This window comes from Kribbella sp. NPDC006257, assembly GCF_040613535.1.
Taxonomy (GTDB): domain Bacteria; phylum Actinomycetota; class Actinomycetes; order Propionibacteriales; family Kribbellaceae; genus Kribbella.
In genome coordinates, this window is record NZ_JBEXSJ010000002.1 from 272,801 (window position 1) to 291,980 (window position 19,180).

The 19,180-nt window shown below is 68.1% G+C and carries 19 protein-coding genes; 6 read left to right on the plus strand and 13 right to left on the minus strand.

Annotation, left to right across the window (positions count from 1 at the left end):
* Positions 1–130: 130 nt before the first annotated feature.
* From ABZ004_RS03585 to ABZ004_RS03625, 9 genes are all read right to left on the minus strand, one after another.
* Positions 131–2,557, minus strand: a complete 2,427-nt coding sequence (locus ABZ004_RS03585; protein ID WP_355678170.1) for an NADH-quinone oxidoreductase subunit G — start codon at positions 2,555–2,557, stop codon at positions 131–133.
* Positions 2,554–3,864, minus strand: coding sequence for an NADH-quinone oxidoreductase subunit NuoF (gene nuoF, locus ABZ004_RS03590; RefSeq protein ID WP_355678311.1), 1,311 nt, complete (start codon positions 3,862–3,864; stop codon positions 2,554–2,556). Before nuoF ends, ABZ004_RS03585 begins: the two co-directional genes overlap by 4 nt.
* Positions 3,861–4,676 carry an NADH-quinone oxidoreductase subunit NuoE gene (gene nuoE, locus ABZ004_RS03595; RefSeq protein ID WP_355678171.1) on the minus strand — a complete coding sequence of 272 codons (816 nt, stop codon included), beginning with the start codon at positions 4,674–4,676 and terminating at the stop codon, positions 3,861–3,863. Before nuoE ends, nuoF begins: the two co-directional genes overlap by 4 nt.
* Positions 4,677–6,014 (minus strand): NADH-quinone oxidoreductase subunit D, encoded by a 1,338-nt coding sequence (locus ABZ004_RS03600; RefSeq protein ID WP_355678172.1) that lies wholly within the window; start codon positions 6,012–6,014, stop codon positions 4,677–4,679.
* Positions 6,014–6,721 carry an NADH-quinone oxidoreductase subunit C gene (locus ABZ004_RS03605; protein WP_355678173.1) on the minus strand — a complete coding sequence of 236 codons (708 nt, stop codon included), beginning with the start codon at positions 6,719–6,721 and terminating at the stop codon, positions 6,014–6,016. The genes ABZ004_RS03600 and ABZ004_RS03605 overlap by 1 nt, the downstream gene beginning before the upstream one ends.
* Positions 6,718–7,272 carry an NADH-quinone oxidoreductase subunit B family protein gene (locus ABZ004_RS03610; protein ID WP_355678174.1) on the minus strand — a complete coding sequence of 185 codons (555 nt, stop codon included), beginning with the start codon at positions 7,270–7,272 and terminating at the stop codon, positions 6,718–6,720. Before ABZ004_RS03610 ends, ABZ004_RS03605 begins: the two co-directional genes overlap by 4 nt.
* Before the next feature lie 3 nt (positions 7,273–7,275).
* Complete coding sequence (locus tag ABZ004_RS03615; RefSeq protein ID WP_112248987.1) at positions 7,276–7,635, minus strand: NADH-quinone oxidoreductase subunit A; 360 nt, start codon at positions 7,633–7,635, stop codon at positions 7,276–7,278.
* A gap of 122 nt (positions 7,636–7,757) precedes the next feature.
* Complete coding sequence (locus ABZ004_RS03620) at positions 7,758–9,068, minus strand: geranylgeranyl reductase family protein (protein WP_355678175.1); 1,311 nt, start codon at positions 9,066–9,068, stop codon at positions 7,758–7,760.
* 181 nt (positions 9,069–9,249) lie between these two features.
* The gene (locus tag ABZ004_RS03625; protein WP_355678176.1) at positions 9,250–9,960 is read right to left on the minus strand and encodes a demethylmenaquinone methyltransferase; all 711 of its coding nucleotides are present in this window, start codon (positions 9,958–9,960) and stop codon (positions 9,250–9,252) included.
* Between the two features lie 142 nt (positions 9,961–10,102).
* Here ABZ004_RS03625 and ABZ004_RS03630 point away from each other — a divergent pair, with 142 nt between their 5' ends.
* The 6 genes from ABZ004_RS03630 to ABZ004_RS03655 all read left to right on the plus strand — a co-directional run bounded on the left by ABZ004_RS03630 (position 10,103) and on the right by ABZ004_RS03655 (position 15,684).
* Positions 10,103–11,374, plus strand: coding sequence for an isochorismate synthase (locus ABZ004_RS03630; protein ID WP_355678177.1), 1,272 nt, complete (start codon positions 10,103–10,105; stop codon positions 11,372–11,374).
* Between the two features lie 25 nt (positions 11,375–11,399).
* Positions 11,400–12,023, plus strand: coding sequence for an MBL fold metallo-hydrolase (locus tag ABZ004_RS03635; protein WP_355678178.1), 624 nt, complete (start codon positions 11,400–11,402; stop codon positions 12,021–12,023).
* A gap of 85 nt (positions 12,024–12,108) precedes the next feature.
* Complete coding sequence (locus ABZ004_RS03640) at positions 12,109–13,032, plus strand: ABC transporter ATP-binding protein (protein ID WP_355678179.1); 924 nt, start codon at positions 12,109–12,111, stop codon at positions 13,030–13,032.
* A complete protein-coding gene (locus ABZ004_RS03645) occupies positions 13,029–13,907 on the plus strand; it encodes an ABC transporter permease (RefSeq protein WP_355678180.1) in 879 nt (292 codons plus the stop codon). The genes ABZ004_RS03640 and ABZ004_RS03645 overlap by 4 nt, the downstream gene beginning before the upstream one ends.
* Before the next feature lie 20 nt (positions 13,908–13,927).
* Complete coding sequence (locus tag ABZ004_RS03650) at positions 13,928–15,067, plus strand: histidine kinase (RefSeq protein ID WP_355678181.1); 1,140 nt, start codon at positions 13,928–13,930, stop codon at positions 15,065–15,067.
* A complete protein-coding gene (locus ABZ004_RS03655; protein ID WP_355678182.1) occupies positions 15,064–15,684 on the plus strand; it encodes a response regulator transcription factor in 621 nt (206 codons plus the stop codon). Before ABZ004_RS03650 ends, ABZ004_RS03655 begins: the two co-directional genes overlap by 4 nt.
* On the opposite strand, the gene ABZ004_RS03660 is transcribed toward ABZ004_RS03655, so the two are convergent.
* From ABZ004_RS03660 to ABZ004_RS03675, 4 genes are read right to left on the minus strand one after another with little or no spacing between them, the layout of a single operon-like run.
* On the minus strand, positions 15,681–16,682 hold the full coding sequence (locus tag ABZ004_RS03660) for a serine hydrolase domain-containing protein (protein WP_355678183.1): 1,002 nt from the start codon (positions 16,680–16,682) through the stop codon (positions 15,681–15,683). The genes ABZ004_RS03655 and ABZ004_RS03660 overlap by 4 nt on opposite strands.
* Before the next feature lie 14 nt (positions 16,683–16,696).
* Positions 16,697–17,473, minus strand: a complete 777-nt coding sequence (locus ABZ004_RS03665; protein ID WP_355678184.1) for a GNAT family N-acetyltransferase — start codon at positions 17,471–17,473, stop codon at positions 16,697–16,699.
* Entirely contained in the window at positions 17,473–18,306 is an 834-nt protein-coding gene (locus ABZ004_RS03670; protein ID WP_355678185.1) for a GNAT family N-acetyltransferase, read from the minus strand. Before ABZ004_RS03670 ends, ABZ004_RS03665 begins: the two co-directional genes overlap by 1 nt.
* Complete coding sequence (locus tag ABZ004_RS03675; RefSeq protein ID WP_355678186.1) at positions 18,303–19,133, minus strand: GNAT family N-acetyltransferase; 831 nt, start codon at positions 19,131–19,133, stop codon at positions 18,303–18,305. Before ABZ004_RS03675 ends, ABZ004_RS03670 begins: the two co-directional genes overlap by 4 nt.
* Between the last annotated feature and the right edge of the window lie 47 nt (positions 19,134–19,180).

Here is a 19,180-nt window from a genome sequence, read left to right on the forward strand (position 1 = left end):
GACACCCAACAGACCAACACACGCCACCCCACCACCAAGAAGACCACCACCACCAGCCCCTCCAGCCCCCCCCCCCCCCGGGGCTCGGGCCCGACGCCGGCGTCGGCCGGCGCTGCAAGGGGGATGAGACTCATGCGTTCCCTCCGGCGATCGTCACGATCGAGCCATGGTCGGCGTGCAACGACCGGCGGACGTGACTGTCGGCCGAGTTCGTCGGCAGCCAGACCACGTTGTCGGCCATCGCGGTGATCAGCACCGGCAGCCGGATCGAGCCGGCATCGGTGGAGACCACCAGTTCGTCACCATCGCTGACCCCGACCCGGTGGGCGGTGGTCAGCGAGATCCGGGCCACCGGCTTGCGCGCGGTGGCGACCAGGTGCGGTTCGCCGTCGTTGCTGCGGCTGTCGTCGATCAGCATCCGCCAGGTGGCGAGCCGGGTCGAGTCGAACGCGCCGAGCGCCGGGCCCGCGGTGTACGTCGGTTCGCTGGCCCGGTCGCCGTCCCAGCGGCCGAGCTCGTCGAACTCCTTCTTCGCCCCGGCCGGAGTGCTGAACCCCAGCGGCGCGTCCATCTCCTGCGCCAGCGCGGCCAGCGCCCGGACGTCGGGCATCGCGACCGGCACCTTGAGCACAACGGGGAAGTGCCGCTCGCGGCCCTCCCAGTTGACGAACGTGCCGTCCTTCTCCGCCGGCGGTACGACCGGGAAGACGACGTCGGCGTGCTCGGTGACCTGCGAGCTACGGACCTCGAAGCTGACCACGAACGGCGCTGCTTCGAGGGCGGCCAGTGCCGCCGCCGGGTCCGGCAGGTCGTCGATCTCGACACCCGCGATCACCAACGCCTGCAGCGAACCGGCCGCGGCGAGGATCTCGCTCGTGTCCCGGCCGACACCGGTCGGCAGATTCTCGACGCCCCAGGCAGCTTGCAGGTCGACCCGCGCCGCCGCGTCGGCCGACAGGCGACCGCCCGGCAGCAGACCCGGAAGGCAACCGGCCTCGAGTGCACCCCGGTCGCCCGCGCGCCGCGGGATCCAGACCAGCTGGGCGCCCGAGTCCAGCGCGAGTCGCAGCGCCGCGGAGTACGCGCCCGGCACGGTGGCCAGGCGCTCGCCCACGATGATGATCGAGTCGGCTCCGAGGGCGCCGCGCGCCGCGGCTCCGGCCTCGCCCGCGTTCCCGAGGTCCGTCAGGACGGCGGCCTCGGTGCCCGGTGCGGCCTGCACGACCACGCCGTCGAGCTTCTCGACACCGCGCGACGCGAAGGACGCGAGCGCGAAGACCTTGGTGCCGGTGTTCCGGACGCCCTTGCGCAGACGCAGGAAGACCGCCGGCGACTCCTCTTCCGGCTCGAAGCCGACCAGCAGCACCGAACCGGCCCGCTCGAGATCGGCGAACGTCGTCCCGAGGCCGGTGCCCGCGACGGCGGCGGCCAGGAAGTCGGCCTCCTCGTCGGAGTGCGGCCGGGCCCGGAAGTCGATGTCGTTGGTGCCGAGGGCGACCCGGGCGAACTTCGAGTACGCGTAGGAGTCCTCGAGCGTCAGCCGGCCACCGGTCAGTACGGCGGCGTTGCCGCGGGCGGCCGTCAGCTTGCCGGCCGCGAAGGTCAGCGCCTCGGGCCAGGACGCCGGCCGGAGCTCGCCGTCCTCACGGATCAGCGGGTGGGTCAGCCGGTCGCCGGTGGTCGCGTAGTTGAACGCGAACCGGTCCCGGTCGGAGATCCACTCCTCGTTCACCTCGGCGTCGTCGCCGGCCAGCCGGCGCATCACCTTGCCGCGCCGGTAGTCCACCCGGATCGCCGAGCCGGAGGCGTCGTGCTCGGCGATCGACGGCACCGAGACCAGGTCGAACGGCCGCGAGCGGAACCGGTACGCCGCGCTGGTCAGCGCGCCGACCGGGCAGATCTGGATCGCGTTGCCGGAGAAGTAGCTCTCGAACGGCTCCTTCTCGTAGATGCCGACCTGCTGCAGCGCACCGCGCTCGATCAGCGCGATGAACGGGTCACCGGCGATCTGCTCGGAGAACCGGGTGCAGCGGGCGCAGAGCACGCAGCGCTCGCGGTCCAGCAGCACCTCGGCGGAGATGTTGATCGGCTTCGGGAAGGTCCGCTTGACCGCATCGAAGCGGCTCTCACCGGCGCCGTTGGTCATCGCCTGGTTCTGCAGCGGGCACTCGCCACCCTTGTCGCAGACCGGGCAGTCCAGGGGGTGGTTGATCAGCAGGAATTCCATGATCCCGTGCTGAGCCTTGTCCGCGACCGGCGAGGTCACCTGGGTCCGGACCACCATGCCGTCGGCGACGGTGATCGTGCAGGAGGCCTGCGGCTTCGGCATTCCCCGGCCGTTCCCGGCGTCGGTGATCTCCACCAGACACTGCCGGCAGGCACCGACCGGGTCGAGCAGCGGGTGGTCGCAGAACCGCGGGATCTGGATCCCGATCTGCTCCGCCGCCCGGATCAGCAGGGTGTTCTTCGGAACCTTCACCTCGATGTCGTCGATGGTGACCGTGATCAGGTCGACCTTCTCGACCTCGCCGGCCGGAGGGTTCGCTTGGATCGTCATGCGCTTGCTCCAGCGGTCGCGAAGAGAGTCGACGCCATCGGATCGAAGGGGCAGGCGCCGTTCTCGAAGTGGGCCAGGTACTCGTCCTTGAAGTGCTGGATCGAGCTGGTGATCGGCGCGGTCGCACCGTCGGCCAGGGCGCAGAACGACCGGCCGGTGATGTTGTCGCTCAGGTCGAGCAGGGTGTCGAGGTCTTCCTCGCTGCCCTTGCCGGCCTCCAGCCGCTCCAGGATCTGGACCAGCCACCAGGTGCCCTCGCGGCACGGCGTGCACTTGCCGCAGGACTCGTGCTTGTAGAACTCGGTCCAGCGCAGCACCGACCGGACAACGCAGGTGGTCTCGTCGAAGATCTGCAGCGCCTTGGTGCCGAGCATCGAGCCGGCCGCGCCGACGCCCTCGTAGTCCAGCGGTACGTCGAGGTGCTCGGCCGTCAGCAGCGGCGTCGACGAACCACCCGGGGTCCAGAACTTCAGCGTGTGGCCCTCGCGGACCCCGCCGGCCAGGTCGAGCAGCTGGCGCAGCGTGATGCCGAGCGGCGCCTCGTACTGGCCCGGCCGGGTGACGTGGCCGGACAGCGAGTACAGCGTCATGCCCTTGGACTTCTCGGTGCCCATCGAGCCGAACCAGTCCGCGCCGTTCTTGATGATCGCGGGAACAGAGGCGATCGACTCGACGTTGTTGATCACAGTGGGGCAGCCGTAGAGGCCCGCCACCGCCGGGAACGGAGGACGCAGCCGGGGTTGACCGCGACGACCTTCGAGCGAGTCGAGCAGTGCCGTCTCCTCGCCACAGATATACGCGCCGGCGCCGGCGTGCACGACCACGTCGAGGTCGTAGCCGGTGCCGAGGATGTCGGTGCCGATGAAGCCGGCGTCCTTGGCTTCCTGGACCGCCTGCTGCAACCGGCGTACGACGTGCAGCACCTCACCGCGGACGTAGATGAAGGCCGTCGACGCCCGGATCGCGTAGGACGCGATGATGACGCCTTCGACCAGGGTGTGCGGCGAGGCCAGCATGAGCGGGATGTCCTTGCAGGTGCCCGGCTCGGACTCGTCGGCGTTCACCACGAGGTACTTCGGCTTCGGGTTGTCCTGCGGGATGAAGGACCACTTCATCCCGGTCGGGAAGCCCGCGCCGCCACGGCCGCGCAGACCGGAGTCCTTCACCGCGGTGACGACGTCGGCCGGCTGCATCCGCAGCGCGGTCTTCAGCGCCTCGTAGCCACCGGACCGCTGGTACGACGCCAGCGTCCACGCACGGATCTGGTCCCAGTTGTCGGAGAGCACCGGAGTCAGCACGGTGATCAGTCCTCTTTCCGCGAGTCGGGGATGGCCGGCGAACCGGTGCCGGATTCGGTGCCCGGCTGGTCGCTGGGCCGCGGACCCGGAACGTCGCCGAGCGACGGTGTACCGCCACTGTGGTTCGAGGCCGGTGCGGTCCAGTTGCGTTCGCGGGCCAGCCGGAGGCCGGCCAGAGAGGCCTTGCCGCCGGTCGGGCCCTCGTCGGCACGGCCGTCGGGGAAGCCGGCCAGCACCCGCTCGGCTTCGCGCCAGGTGCAGATGGTGGCGCCGCGCGGGGACTTCACCTCGGTGCCGTCGCGCAGGTCGTCGACCAGCTGGGTCGCCGACTCCGGCGTCATGTCGTCGAAGAACTCCCAGTTCACCATCATCACCGGCGCGTAGTCGCAGGCGGCGTTGCACTCGAGGTGCTCGAGGGTGATCTTGCCGTCCTCGGTGGTCTCGTCGTTCCCGACGTCGAGGTGGCTCTTCAGCCGCTCGAAGATCAGGTCGCCGCCCATCACCGCGCAGAGCGTGTTGGTGCAGACCCCGACGTGGTAGTCGCCGACCGGGCGGCGCTTGTACATCGTGTAGAAGGTCGCCACCGCCGACACCTCGGCACCGGTCAGCCCGAGCACGTCGGCGCAGGCCTCGATGCCCTCTGGGGTGACCCGGCCCTCGACCGACTGCACCAGGTGCAGCATCGGCAGCAGGGCCGAGCGGCCGACCGGGTAGCGGCCGGCCAGCTCGCGCATCTCGGCGATCGTCGTCTCGGTGATCTTCGAGTCGCCCGTGCTGTACGGCACGGTCTTGTTCGTCGCAGTCGTGTGGTTCTCGGCCATTTAGCGGTCCACTCCACCCATCACCGGGTCAAGGCTGGCGACGGCGACGATCACGTCGGCGACCTGTGAACCCTCACACAGGATCGGCATCGCCTGCAGGTTGCAGAAGGACGGGTCACGGAAGTGCGCCCGGTACGGCTTGGTGCCGCCGTCGGAGACCAGGTGGCAGCCGAGCTCGCCGCGCGGCGACTCGATCGCCACGTAGGCCTGGCCGGCCGGCACCCGGAAGCCCTCGGTGACCAGCTTGAAGTGATGGATCAGCGCTTCCATCGACTCGCCCATGATGTGCTTGATGTGGTCGAGGGAGTTGCCCATCCCGTCGTTGCCGACGGCCAGCTGGCTCGGCCAGCCGATCTTCTTGTCGGCCACCATCACCGGCTCGCCCTCCATCTTGGCGAGGCGGTCGGCGCACTGCTCGACGATCTTCAGCGACTCGTGCATCTCCTGCAGCCGGACCCGGAAGCGGCCGTACGAGTCGGCGGTGTCCCAGGTCGGTACGTCGAAGTCGTAGGTCTCGTACCCGCAGTACGGCTGGGTCTTGCGCAGGTCCAGGCCGTACCCGGTCGCCCGCAGCGGCGGGCCGGAGATGCCCAGCGCCATGCACCCGGTCAGGTCGAGGTAGCCGACGTCCTGCAGGCGGGCCTTGAAGATCGGGTTCGCGTTGCAGAGTTCGGCGTACTCCGGCAGGTGCTTGTTCATCCAGGTGATGTACTCCCGGATCTTGTCCAGCGCACCGGCCGGCAGGTCCTGGGCGACACCGCCGGGCCGGATGAACGCGTGGTTCATCCGCAGGCCGGTGATCAGCTCGAACAGGTCCAGCGTCATCTCACGCTCGCGGAACCCGATCGTCATCACGGTCAGCGCGCCGATCTCCATCCCGCCGGTGGCGATGCAGACCAGGTGGCTGGAGATGCGGTTCAGCTCCATCAGGAGCACCCGCATCACGTTCGCCTTCTCCGGGATCTGGTCCTCGATGCCGAGCAGCCGCTCGACCGCGAGGCAGTACGCCGTCTCGTTGTAGAACGGCGACAGGTAGTCCATCCGGGTGACGAAGGTGACGCCCTGGGTCCAGGAGCGGAACTCCATGTTCTTCTCGATCCCGGTGTGCAGGTAGCCGATGCCGCAGCGGGCCTCGGTGACCGTCTCACCCTCGATCTCGAGAATCAGCCGCAGCACGCCGTGCGTGGACGGGTGCTGCGGGCCCATGTTGACGACGATGCGCTCTTCGGGCTCGTCGCCCAGGCCGGCGACGACCGAGTCCCAGTCCTGACCGGTGACGGTGAAGACCTTGCCCTCGGTGGTGTCTCTTGCGTCGGCGTACGGATCTGTCGTGGTCATCAGTTGTAAGACCTCCGCGTGTCGGGCGGCGGGATGACGGCGCCCTTGTACTCGACGTCGATGCCGCCGAGCGGGTAGTCCTTGCGCTGCGGGTGCCCCGGCCAGTCGTCGGGCATCTGGATCCGGGTCAGTGCCGGGTGCCCGTCGAAGATGATGCCGAAGAAGTCCCAGGTCTCCCGCTCGTGCCAGTCGTTGGCCGGGTAGACCGAGACCACCGACGGGATGTGCGGGTCCGCCTCGGACACCGACACCTCCAGCCGGATCCGCCGGTTGTGGGTGATCGAGAGCAGGTGGTAGACCGCGTGCAGCTCGCGCCCGGTCTCGTTCGGGTAGTGCACGCCGCTGACGCCCGAGCAGAACTCGAATCGCAGCGCCTCGTCGTCGCGCAGGTGCTGGCAGACCTCCACCAACCGCTCGCGATCGATATGCAGGGTCAGCTCGTTGCGGTCGACCACGACCTTCTCGATCGCGCCGTCGCCGACGAGTCCCTCGAGCCGCTCGGTGGCGCCGTCGAACCAGCCGCCGTACGGCTTGGCCGATCCGCCCGGCAGCGCGACCTGGCGCTGCAGCCGGCCGAAGCCGGAGGTGTCACCGGTGCCGCGGACACCGAACATGCCCTCGCGCTGGTCGACCACCTCGGCCGCCGGCGTCTGAGCGTCGCCGGCTGCCGTCGTCGCCGGCAGGTTCTCTGGTTGGTGCTCACTCACCGAAGGAGCCCCTTCATCTCAAGGGTCGGGGCGGCCGTCAGGGCTGTGGCCTCTTCGTCGGCCTGCAGCGCCCGCTTGTTCGCGCCGAGCTTGCCGTTCTGGATGTCCTCGTGCAGCTTCAGGAACGCGTCCAGCAGCATCTCCGGCCGCGGCGGGCAGCCGGGCAGGTACATGTCGACCGGGACGACGTGGTCCACGCCCTGCACGATGGCGTAGTTGTTGAACATGCCGCCCGACGAGGCGCAGACACCCATCGCCAGCACCCACTTCGGGTTCGGCATCTGGTCGTAGATCTGGCGCAGCACCGGGGCCATCTTCTGGCTCACCCGGCCGGCCACGATCATCAGGTCGGCCTGTCGCGGCGAGGCCCGGAAGACCTCCATGCCGAACCGCGCCGCGTCGTACCGGGGCGCGCCCGTGGTCATCATCTCGATCGCGCAGCAGGCCAGCCCGAAGGTTGCCGGCCACAACGATGCCTTGCGCATGTATCCCGACAGACCCTCGATGGTCGTCAGCAGTACGCCGGCCGGAAGTTGTTCCTCAACACCCATAGGTCAGTCCCACTCCAGTCCGCCGCGGCGCCACACGTAGGCGTACGCGACGAAGACGGTTGCGATGAAGATGACCATCTCGACCAACCCGAACAGCGCCATCTGGTCGAAGGCGACCGCCCACGGGTAGAGGAAGATGATCTCGATGTCGAACACGATGAAGAGCATCGCGGTGATGTAGTACTTCACCGGGAACCGCCCGCCACCCACCGGCTGCGGGGTCGGCTCGATCCCGCACTCGTAGCTGTCGAGCTTGGCCCGGTTGTACCGCTTCGGGCCGACCAGGAAGCTCGTCACCAGGGTTCCCGCCACGAAGATCGTCGCGAGAATCCCGAGAATCAGGATCGGTACGTAAGGGTGCATCGGCTGCTGCTCCCTCCTTACTTGCGTCCGTACTGCCGGCTATGGACCTGCTGCTGGATGTTTGGTTCGCCTGCACTGTGTTATCAGTAACGCTGTGGCTCACGTCACTCGCCCCGCCGGTTTCAGGCGGCGGGGGCAACCTTGGTGAGCCCGTTGATGATCTTGTCCATCACGTCGCCGTCGCGCGGATCGGTGAGGTTGGCCAGGAGTTTCAGGGTGAACTTCATCAAGGTGGTGCGCGGCAGACCGTACTTCGTGCAGAGCCGCATCACCTCCGGATTTCCGATCAGCTTCACGAAGACCCGGCCGAGTGTGTAGTAGCCGCCGTACTCCTGCTTGAGCGCCTTCGGGTACGCCGACAGCGCGCGCTCCCGCTGGCTCGGCTGCCGGTGCAGCGCCTGGGCGGCGACCTCCGCGGCGAACGACCCGGACTCCATCGCGTACGGGATGCCCTCGCCGTTGAACGGGTTGACCATGCCGCCCGCGTCACCGAGCAGCATCAGGCCGCGGGTGTAGTGCGGCTGCCGGTTGAAGCCCATCGGCAGCGCCGCCCCGCGGATCGGGATGGTCTGGAACTCGTCGCGGAACTGCCATTCCTCCGGCGTGTTCTTCAGCCACTGCTTGAGCAGGTCCGAGTAGTCCACCTTGCCGAAGGCGTCCGAGGTGTTCAGGATGCCGAGGCCGACGTTGACGGTGCCGTCGCCCATCCCGAAGATCCAGCCGTAGCCGGGCAGCAACTGGCGCTGGCCCGGGTGCTGCGGGTCGTCCGCCCACAGCTCCAGCCACGACTCGAGGTAGTCGTCGTCGTGCCGCGGGCTGGTGAAGTACGTCCGTACGGCGACGCCCATCGGCCGGTCGTCGCGCTTGTGCAGCCCCATCGAGACGCTGAGCCGCGACGAGTTGCCGTCGGCGGCCATCACCAGCGGGGCGCGGAACTCGATGTCGTCGCCGTCGCGGCGGCCGTTGTCGTCGACCGGCTTGGCGGTGACGCCGACGATGAAGCCCTTGTCGTCCAGCACCGGGCCGACCACGTTGGTGCGCTCGCGCAACCGGGCGCCGGCCTTGACCGCCTGCCGGGCGAGCAGGTCGTCGAAGTCCATCCGGTTGCGGGTCAGCCCGTAGTTCGGGTGGCTCGCCAGGTCCGGCCAGTCCAGCTGCAGGGTGTGCCCGGCGCCGCGGATCCGCAGGCCGTAGTTCTGGATCCAGCCGGCCTCGGGCGAGATGTCGATGCCCATGTTGATCAGCTGCTTGGTGCCGCGCGGGGTGAGCCCGTCGCCGCAGACCTTCTCGCGCGGGAACGCGGTCTTCTCCAGCAGCAGGACGTCGAGTCCCGCGTTGGCCAGATGGTAGGCGGCCGACGAGCCGGCCGGCCCGGCACCGACGACGATCACATCCGCGGTCTCGGCCTGCCGTGGCGTGGCGCTCTGACTCATCTCATCCCGGCCTGAAGTTGGGGGCTGCTTACTCGTGAAGGGATTCACGAGGCCTGATCATCCGACAGTCTAGGACTGCCTGACTCGGACACGAAACCGGCCCTGAACGCCTTACCCACAGTCGATTTACGTGCCTTTCTCCTTGCGTAATTCGACCTTCCCGGTAGTGCGGACCAGTGACTCAGGTGGTCTGTTCGACCGGCTTCGTGGCGCGGTGGATGGCTACCAGGCCGCCGGTCAGGTTGCGCCATTGGACGTGGGTCCAGCCGGAGGCGGCGATCGTGTCGGCGAGCGGGGCCTGGGCAGGCCAGGCGCGGACGGATTCGGCCAGGTAGACGTAGGCGTCCGGGTTCGTGGAGACCGCCTTCGCGACCACCGGAACCGCGCGCATCATGTACTCCAGGTAGGCCACCCGGAACGGCTTCCAGGTCGGGTGCGAGTTCTCCAGCACCACCAGCCGGCCGCCCGGCTTGGTCACCCGGAGCATCTCCTTCAGCGCCACCGTGACGTCGTTCACGTTCCGCAGCGCCCACGAGATCGTCACCACGTCGAACGTCTCGTCCGCGAACGGCAGCCGCAGCGCGTCACCGGCGATCAGGTCGAGTTCGGGATACCGGCGCTTGCCGACCCGGAGCATCCCGACCGAGAAGTCGCAGGACACCACCTCGGCGCCGGCTTCACGCAGCTTCACACTCGACGCACCCGTGCCGGCGGCCAGGTCGAGGATCTTCATCCCCTTGCGCGGCGCGATCTCGGCCAGCGTCTGCGGCCGCCAGTAGGCCTTCTCCAGCCCCATCGTGGCCACTGCGTTCGTCCGGTCGTAGCCCTCGGCCACGTTGTCGAACATCGCGGCAACGGCTTCCGGTTGTTTCGTGAGGTCTGCGCGGTTCACTTGTCTAGTTGATCACGGCCGCGACAGGCGGTGAAATTCGCTGGACATACGGGAGGCATACGCTTGCATCTCGTGAGTGCATCACTGATGAGTCGGCCGGCTACTGCGACCCGGGGCCGGAGCGCGAGCGAGGAGTGTTGCGGTGAGTCTGTCTGACCCGGTTCCACCCGGCCATCAACCGGCACCGCACCTGGTGGTCCGTAGCCAGCCCGCCGTCGGCGTCGCCGAGCGCTTGCTGGACCACCTGCCCGACGACGGTGGCCTGGCCTGGGTACGCCGCGGCGACGGTCACGTCGGCTGGGGGGTGGCGGCCCAACTGGACGTTGCCGGTGGCAACCGGTTCGGCCAGGCGCAGTCCTGGTGGCAGGAGCTGGTCGGCCATGCGGTGATCCGCGACGAGGTCGGCGTACCGGGTTCGGGCCTGCTCTGCTTCGGTTCTTTCGGCTTCACCGATGAAGATCCCAGCGAGCTCGTCGTCCCCGAGGTGATCGTCGGGCGGCGCGGCGGCACCACCTGGGTGACGACCATCTCACCGGCCAGCTCCTTGGCCGCACCACCTGCACTGACCACCTACGAACCCGACCCGGTCGGCCAGGTCGCCTTCGCCGACGGGTCACGCTCCGGCACCGAGTGGTCCGGGATCGTGGCCGACGCGGTGACCCGGATCACCGGCGGCGCACTCGACAAGGTGGTGCTGGCGCGCGACCTGATCGCGATCGCCGAGAAGCCGATCGACCTGCGCTGGCCGTTGCGTCGGCTCGCCTCGGCGTACCCGAACTGCTGGACGTTCTCCGTCGACGGGCTGATCGGCGCGACCCCGGAGCTCCTGGTCCGCCGCGAGAAGGGGCTGATCACCTCGCGCGTCCTGGCCGGCACCATCCGGCGTACCGGGGACGACGCCCACGACCTGGCGTTGGCCGCGTCATTGGCTCGGTCGAGCAAGGATCTCGAGGAGCACGAGTACGCCGTACGGTCGGTGGCCGATGCCCTGAAGCCGCACTGCAAGTCGATGAACGTGCCCGAGACCCCGTTCGTTCTGCACCTGCCGAATGTGATGCATCTCGCGTCGGACGTCGCCGGTGTGGCCGCGAACGGAGCCTCCGCACTCGGGCTGGCCGCGGCACTGCATCCGTCGGCCGCGATCTGCGGTACGCCGACCGGTACGGCGCGCGAGCTGATCGGCGAGATCGAGGGGATGTCGCGCGGCCGGTTCTCCGGACCGGTCGGCTGGATGGATGCCGGCGGCGACGGCGAATGGTGTATCGCGCTGCGCTGCGGCCAGGCGGACCCGGACGACCCGACCCGGATGCGGATCTTCGCCGGCGCCGGCATCGTGGCCGGCTCCGACCCCGAGGCCGAACTGGCCGAAACGATCGCCAAGCTGGTTCCGATGCGAGATGCACTAGGAGAATGAAAGCGCTTCTGATGAGAGAAGAACTGTGAAGCTCACGAAGTACAAGCACGCTTGTGTCCGGCTGTCCAAGGACGGCAAGGAGTTGCTGGTCGACCCGGGGATCTGGGCCGAGGACGAAGTGTTCGACGGCGTGGACGCCATCCTGGTGACGCACGAGCACTTCGACCACCTGGACGCCGATCGGGTGAAGGCTTCCGGACTGCCGATCTGGACGAACGCCGGTGTCGCCGCCGAACTGGGTCCCGAACTGGCCGACCGGATCACCGTCGTCAAGGGCGGCGAGTCGTTCGAGGCGGCCGGTTTCCAGATCAGTGCCTATGGCAACGACCACGCGATCATCCTGCCGGAGCTGGGCGTTCCGTGCCAGAACGTCGGCTACCTGATCGAGGACGCCGTCTACCACCCCGGCGACTCCTTCACCAAGCCCGACCGCGAGGTGCACACCAACCTGGTCCCGATCTCCGGCCCCTGGTTCACCCTCCCCGGCGCCGTCTCCTACGTCCGCGAGGTAGCGGCCCAGCAAACCATCGGCATCCACGACGCCCTACTGAGCGAGATCGGCCTCACCATGGGCGAACGCTGGGTCGGCGGCCAAGGCGGCAAACCCTACCTAGCCCTCACCCCCGGTGACTCCATCGAAATCAGCTGATCAAGCCTCGCAAACTGACATTTGTCACCAGTAGTGGTGATGGGTTCATGGGGCGAGCGGGCGACGTGCACGCAAGCTGAGCCGTATGGACGAATCTGCGGTGATCAGGGCGGAGCGGCTGACCCGTCGGTACGGCGGTAGGCGCGGGTTCGAGGCGGTGCGCGGGGTCGACCTTGCGATTCGCCGGGGTGAGCTGTTTGCGTTGCTCGGCACCAACGGGGCCGGTAAGACCTCGACCCTGGAGGTGCTCGAGGGGCTCGCCACGCCGACCTCCGGAACGGTCCGGGTGCTGGGCCGGGATCCCTTGCAGGACAGGCGATTCGTCCGGTCGCGGGTCGGCATCCTGCTCCAGGACGCGGGCTTTCCGATGGACCTGACCGTCGGCGAGACGGCGACCACCTGGGCCGGCACGGTGTCGAGACCGCGACCGGTCGGCGAGGTCCTCGAGCTCGTCCGCCTCGGCGGCCGGGAGCGGGTCCGGGTCCGGCAGCTGTCCGGCGGCGAGCGGAAGAAGCTCGGCCTGGCGCTCGCGATCATGGGTCAGCCGCAGGTGCTGTTCCTGGACGAACCCACGGCCGGCCTCGACCCGCAGAGCAGGCAGCACGTCTGGCAGCTGATCGACCAGCTGCTCGCCGCCGGCACCACCATCCTGCTGACCACTCACTACCTGGCCGAGGCCGCCGAACTCGCCGACCGGCTGGCGATCCTGCATCACGGCCGCGTCGTCGCCCTCGGTACGCCGGCCGAGATCGCGGCCACCAGTCCGGCCCGGATCACCTTCAGCCTGCCGACCGGTACGCCGCTCCCCCAGCTCACCGACGCGACCATCACCGTCGACGGCAGCCGGGCCGTCCTCACCACCGAGGATCTCCAGCAGACCCTCGAATCCGTACTGCGCTGGGCCGGCGACCAAGGCGTCAAGCTGCACGATCTGACCGCCCGGCCCGCCTCGCTCGAGGAGGCGTTCCTCGCGATCGCCGAGTCCGGTGACGAAGGGGTGGCGGCATGACGCCGACGACCGCGCGGCAGGACAGGGGTGGCGGCATGACGCCGGTGACCGCTCGGCGGGGCCTGGCAGCCCCCGCTGCGGGACGAAGGACGGCCGGGCTGCGGCGAACTCTTGCCCTGGGGAGGTCCGAAGGTCTCCTGCTGCGGCGAAACGGACTAGCGGTTGCTATCGCGCTGACCTTGCCGATCGCGACAGTCCTCGGCCTCCGGTCGTCGCCGGAGTTGACCGGTGTGATCGGGGCCGACATCGGTGCTGCAGTGGTGACTGCAGTTGCTGCTCTCTCGCTGAATCTCTTTGTCTACTACCACTTGGTGACGGCGCTTGTCGCAAGGCGAGAGGAGCTTGTCCTCAAACGCCTCCGCACCGGCGAGCCCACCGACCTGGAGATCCTGGCCGGCGCCGCTGCTCCAGCAGTGACGGTCGCCTGGACTCAGATCGCCGTGGCCGCGATCGCCGCGGCAATCTGGTTCGGCGTCCCACTACCGGTCAACATCCTCCTGGTGCTTACCGCGATCATCCTCGGTACTGCGGTCTTCGTACTCCTGGCAGCGGCAAGCACAGCCATGACCCCAACCGTAGAGCTCGCTCAGCTGACCACCACCCCGATGCTGGTCATCCCGCTGACTCTGAGCGGCCTCTACGTCCCACTGACCGAACTGCCTCACCCAGTGGAGCTACTAGGCCGGCTACTCCCGCTCACTCCAGTAGTGGACCTGCTGCGACTAGGTCTGTCCGGCACCACTACAGACGGCCGGACTGTGGACTTCGCGGGCAGCCTGGCGCCCGCAGTACCGAGTGTGTTGACACTGCTTGCATGGATCGTCCTAGGTGCACTGGCGACGCGTCGCTGGTTCCGCTGGGAGCCGCGGCGATGACGACATGACAGGCTGACCTCATGGCGTCTGTCCTGGGATGGTGGAGTAAGCGCAGCCGAGCCGAGCGCTTCGACATCAGCCTGCGCTGGCCGCTCTACTTCGTAGTCGCGTGTGCGCCTCTGATCGCAGTGATGCTCGTCCTCAGCGACAGCCGGCCTACCTCGACGATCCGGGCTGTCCTCTTCCTTCTGGTGTCGGCTGCTCACGGCGTGGTGGGCGTGATGCTGATGCGAGCCACTCTCAACGCCTACCTGCACCGCGCTGGGCCTAGCGCGCGTCTGCTGGGCACAGCGATCGCACTGACCGTTGCCGGTGTGGCGCTCCTGCCTGACCACGGTGTCGCGCTTCTGCTCCTCGGCGGGATGCTGACGCTGGCGCTGTCACCCCTTCCGCCGATGGTTGCGCTGCTCGGGCTCGTCGTTCTGGGCGCAGTCGTAGCTGGTCTCGTCGGCGGTCCACAGGGGGCCTTCTTCTACGTCTATGGCGTCGGCATTGCGATTGTCAGCGGCCGGGTCTCTGCCTGGATGCTCGGGACGGGCTGGGAGCTCGATCGCTCTCGCGCGATCTCCACCCAGCTCGCTGTCGCCGAGGAGCGGTTGCGGTTCTCTCGCGATCTGCACGACACACTTGGCCGCAACCTGTCCCTGGTCGCGGTCCAGAGCGAACTAGCAGCCCGCCTGGCGGAGCGAGGTGACGAGAGCGCGGCCGAGCAGATGCTGGCCGTCCAGCGGATCGCACACGAGTCGCTGCGGGAGATGCGCGCAGTGGTGGACGCGTACCGGAGTACTGATCTGAGCTCTGAGCTGGCGGGAGCACAGTCCGTACTGCGATCTGCCGGCATCAACTGCCGGGTGATCGGCGACGGCTCGGGTCTGCCGGACGCGACCCAGGTCGCCTTGGCCTGGGTGGTCCGGGAAGCGACCACCAACGTCATCCATCACAGCGACGCGACCAGCTGCAAGATCGAGCTGACCGCGGACGGAGCGCAGAGCGTGCTGCTGCGGATGGAGAACGACGGCGCGCGATCGGAGCGAAAGCTTAACCCGGGCAATGGTTTGACCGGGTTGCGCGAACGGCTCGCCGAGGTCGGCGGCACCCTCACCGCCGAGCCGCGGCCGGGCGGCCGGTTCCTCCTCCAGGCCGAGTTGCCGACGACATGATCCGGCTCCTGCTCGCCGACGACGAGAACCTCATCCGTACTGCGCTCGCCACCCTGCTCTCCTTGGAGGACGACCTGACCGTCGTCGCCCAGGCCGCATCAGCCGGCGAGGCACTCGCGATGGCCCGCCACCACCGGCCCGACGTCGCCGTCCTCGACCTGCAGATGCCCAGCCTGCCGACCGGTGCGCTCGGCGGGATCGGCGTGGCCGAGGTACTGCGGACCGAACTCCCCGACTGCGCCAGCTTGATCGTCACCGGTCACGGGCGACCCGGTCACCTCAAGCAGGCGTTGGCCGCCGGCGTCCGCGGCTTCCTGCCCAAGACGGTGTCGGCCGAGGTCCTCGCCGACGTCATCCGGACGATCCACAGCGGCGGCCGGTACGTCGACCCCGAACTCGCCGCCGAAGCCATCAGCGCCGGCGACAACCCGCTGACCGCCCGCGAAGCCGACGTTCTGGAACTCGCCGCCGACGGCGCCCCCATCGACGAGATCGCCCAGCGCGCCGCCCTCTCCCCCGGCACCGTCCGCAACTACCTCTCCTCAGCCGGTGCCAAACTCGGTACGTCGAACCGCCACGAGGCCGCCCGCATCGCCCGCACCCACGGCTGGATCTAAAGACCGAGCAGGCTGACCAGTACGTCGTAGGTCTCCGGCCGATCCACTTCGGCGGTGGTCAGGGAGACGGTGAGCTGCCGGGCGGCGTCGGCCGAGTGGTAGCTCCAGGTGGCGTAGCCGTGGATGCCACCGCTGTGACCCCAGACTTCCAATCCGGGCAGGCTCAACCGACTGATGCCCAGTCCGTACTGATGGTTGTCTGCATCCGTGGGCACGGTCGTCCGGAGTTCACGCGGATCGACTAGCTCTCCGGTCAGCAGGGCCGCGTAGAAGCGGTTGAGGTCGGCAGCTGTCGAGACCAAGGCCCCTGCCGCCCAGGCCTGGGTGGCGTTGAGTTCTGCCATGTCCACCAGCTCGCCGTCCACCGGCAGGTAGCCGTGAGCATGTGGTTCCGGCATCGTCGTGTCGTCGCCGGAGACGTACGTCTGGCGCAGTCCAAGTCGGCTCAGGATGCCCTTGTCGACCTCTCCTGCGTAGCTGTTGCCGGTGGCGGCTTCGATCACCAGACCCAACAGGATGTAGTTGGTGTTGGAGTACGACCACCCGTCGCCGGGTGCGAACAGCGGCTCGTGCGAGTTTGCTGTCGAGATCGCCTCCATCGGCTCCCGATGCAGGAAGCGCTCACGGACGAGGCCGGCGTAATCCGGCAGGTCGTTCGTGTAGTTGTAGAGCCCGCTCGTGTGGTTGAGCAACTGGAGCAGCGTGATCTTGTCGCCATCCGGCACCGTGCCCGGCAACCAGCGCTCAACGCTGTCGGCGAGATCGAGGACGCCCTCCTTGGCCAACTGCAACACGACGGTCGCGGTAAACGTCTTGGTGATGCTGCCTGCGCGGAACGACCCCGTGGGATCGACGGGCGCCGGACTGTCGAGTTGAGCGACGCCACTGGCGCCGTTCCAGACCTGATCACCGTCGCGGTACTGCGCGAGCACTCCGGCCGCACCGGCGGCAATCATCGAGTCGAGAGCTGTCTGCAGGTGTTGCTCCGGAAGCGGCATGACTCAACTCTCCACTATTGGCTCAACGTGTAGCGGTGGTAGTCCACGACAGGCTCGAAGCCGATGGCCTGGTAGATGCTGTGCGAAGCCGGGTTGGCCAAGTCGGTGCGCAGACAGACTTCGGAGCCCGCGTCACGGAGTACGGAACAAAGATGCGAAGTGAGCGCGGCACCGTAGCCGTGACGCCGGAACTCGGGTGAGGTGTAGATCGGTCCGATCCGGGTGACGCCCTCGATCGTCGTACGCCGGCCAGCCAGGCTCACCGGTTCGCCATCGATCTCCCACAACCAGAGGCGTTCAGCCTGCCGTGCTGCCCAGGCACGACCATCGACCGGCGGATCGCCCGCTTCCAGCACCATCTGCTCGATCCAGCTGGCAATCGTGTCGAGATCGTTGCGTTTGGCAACTCTTGCCGATCCAACCGCACTTCGTGGCCGGAGATTCCTCAAGCGGTAAAGGCGAACGCCGCCGGCGGGGGCGGACTCACCCGGCCAACGATCCGCAAAGTCGGCGGCAGTGTCAGGGAGTCCTTCGACCGACTGCCCGACGACCGTCCCGACAACCTCTTCCACGTACTTGGGCGCCAGGTCGCCGAGGCGGATCCCTCGCCGGGGCGTGCTGAGGACGGCGCCGACGACCTCGTCAGCATCGATCACGGCAACGAAAGTCCCCTGCTTGTTGCCTTCAGCAAGCTCTTCGAGCAGCACTGCATTTCGGATCGGATCCCTTTGCAGATAAGGGAGTACAGTCCGGCGGAACTCGCTCACGTCGTCGGTAACAACGGTCGTCATCAGCTGAAGCCGAAGCCGAGGAAGTCGGCGACCGGGCGGTAGCCGATGGCGGCGTAGATCTTGTTCGAGGTGGGATTCGCGAGATCGGTGAAGAGGCACGCCTTCGAGCCGGTGGAGAGGATCTCCTGAGTGACGCGGGCCGTCAGCGCGCTCGCGTAGCCGTGACCGCGAAACTCGGGCGGCGTGTAGACCGGGCCGATCCGGGTCGCCCCGAACGCCTCGTTCTGCCGGCCGACGAGGCTGACCGTCTGCCCGTTGTATTCCCAGAGCCAGAGTCGCCCGAGATCGATCCGGCCCCGCGCCCAGTTCTCCGCGATGGCCGGCGACGACTCGTACCCGAGCGCGAGGCTGTAGCCGTGGGACAGCTTGGCCGTGACCTCGAGATCGGTCCGGGTCGCCAACCGCGCAGTACCGGAGGCCTTCTGGTCGATGAAGACGTCGAGTTGGTGCAACCGGGTGCCCCGGAGCTTGCGGAAGGACTTTCCGGCCCGAGCGGCGAACAGCTCGGCGAAAAGCGGCGCTGCGGTTGCCGTACCTTCCACCGAATCGGCAGTGGGGATCAGGTCAGCCAGTGCGTCGACGAGCGGCGGGACCAGGTCGTCGTCGAGCACGCCCATCACGATGCCGCGCAACGCGGTCCAGACAACGGCCCCGATCACCGCACCACCGTCATGGAGCGAGACGTATATCGGCGGCTCGGGATCCTCCATGATCCCCTCGATCCGCCCCTGAACAGTGCTCAGAACCGTGGTGTTGAGCACCGGATCCTTGGCCAGGAAGGGAAAGACGGCAGCCTTGAATCCCACTGGATCGGCGGTCGTGCGGATCTTCATGAGGTGAAGGTGAAGTCGACGAAGTCGGCGACCGGGCGGTAGCCGAGCTGGAAGTAGATCTTGTTCGAGGTCGGGTTGGCGAGGTCGGTGTAGAGGCACGCCTGGTTGCCGGCGGCAAGGATCTCGGCGGAGACGAAGGCGGTGAGGGCACCCGCATAGCCGTTGCGGCGGTGCTCGGGCGGGGTGTAGACGGGGCCGACGCGGCAGACGCCGAAGAGTGCCTGGTGGTAGCCGACCATGCTGACCGGCGTACCGTCGACCTCCCAGATCCACATCCGGCCGCTGCCCAACTGGTTCCGCGCCCACTCCAGGTCGGGCTCGCCGAACTCGTCCCCGAAACCGTCGTGGCTCCACGCGGCGACCATCTCCACCTCGTCGGCTGCCATCAGGCGCGGAGCACCTGGCGCTTCGAGCTTGGTCAGTTCGCCGAGCTTGTGCAGGCGGGTGCCTTTGGTCTCGATCGCGGTGGCGCCGCGCGCATCGGACCACCGCTTGGCGAAGGCGGCTGCCGCGGGGCGGTCACCTGCGACGCCATTGAGATGCGGGAGTACTTCGAGGTAGGCGTCCGCGATCGGCTCGGCGAGCTCGGCCGGGAGAGTGCCCAGGTAGACCGGGCGGTTCTGGGTGCGCATCGCGGCACCGATCACGGCGCCAGCAGAGTCGTGGACCGACACGTAGTACCCGAGTTCGTCTTCCTCGCGGTAGGTTCCGGCGGCGCGCTCGGCGACGTTGCTCATGATGATCGTGTGCAGCACCGGATCGCGTTCCAGGAAGGGAAAGGCGATCGCCTGGAATTCGGCCGGATCGGTGGTCACACGAAGGTCCATGCGCAGCGAGGTTACGCCAGCACCGGTCGGCCGGTCAGCCGATTTAC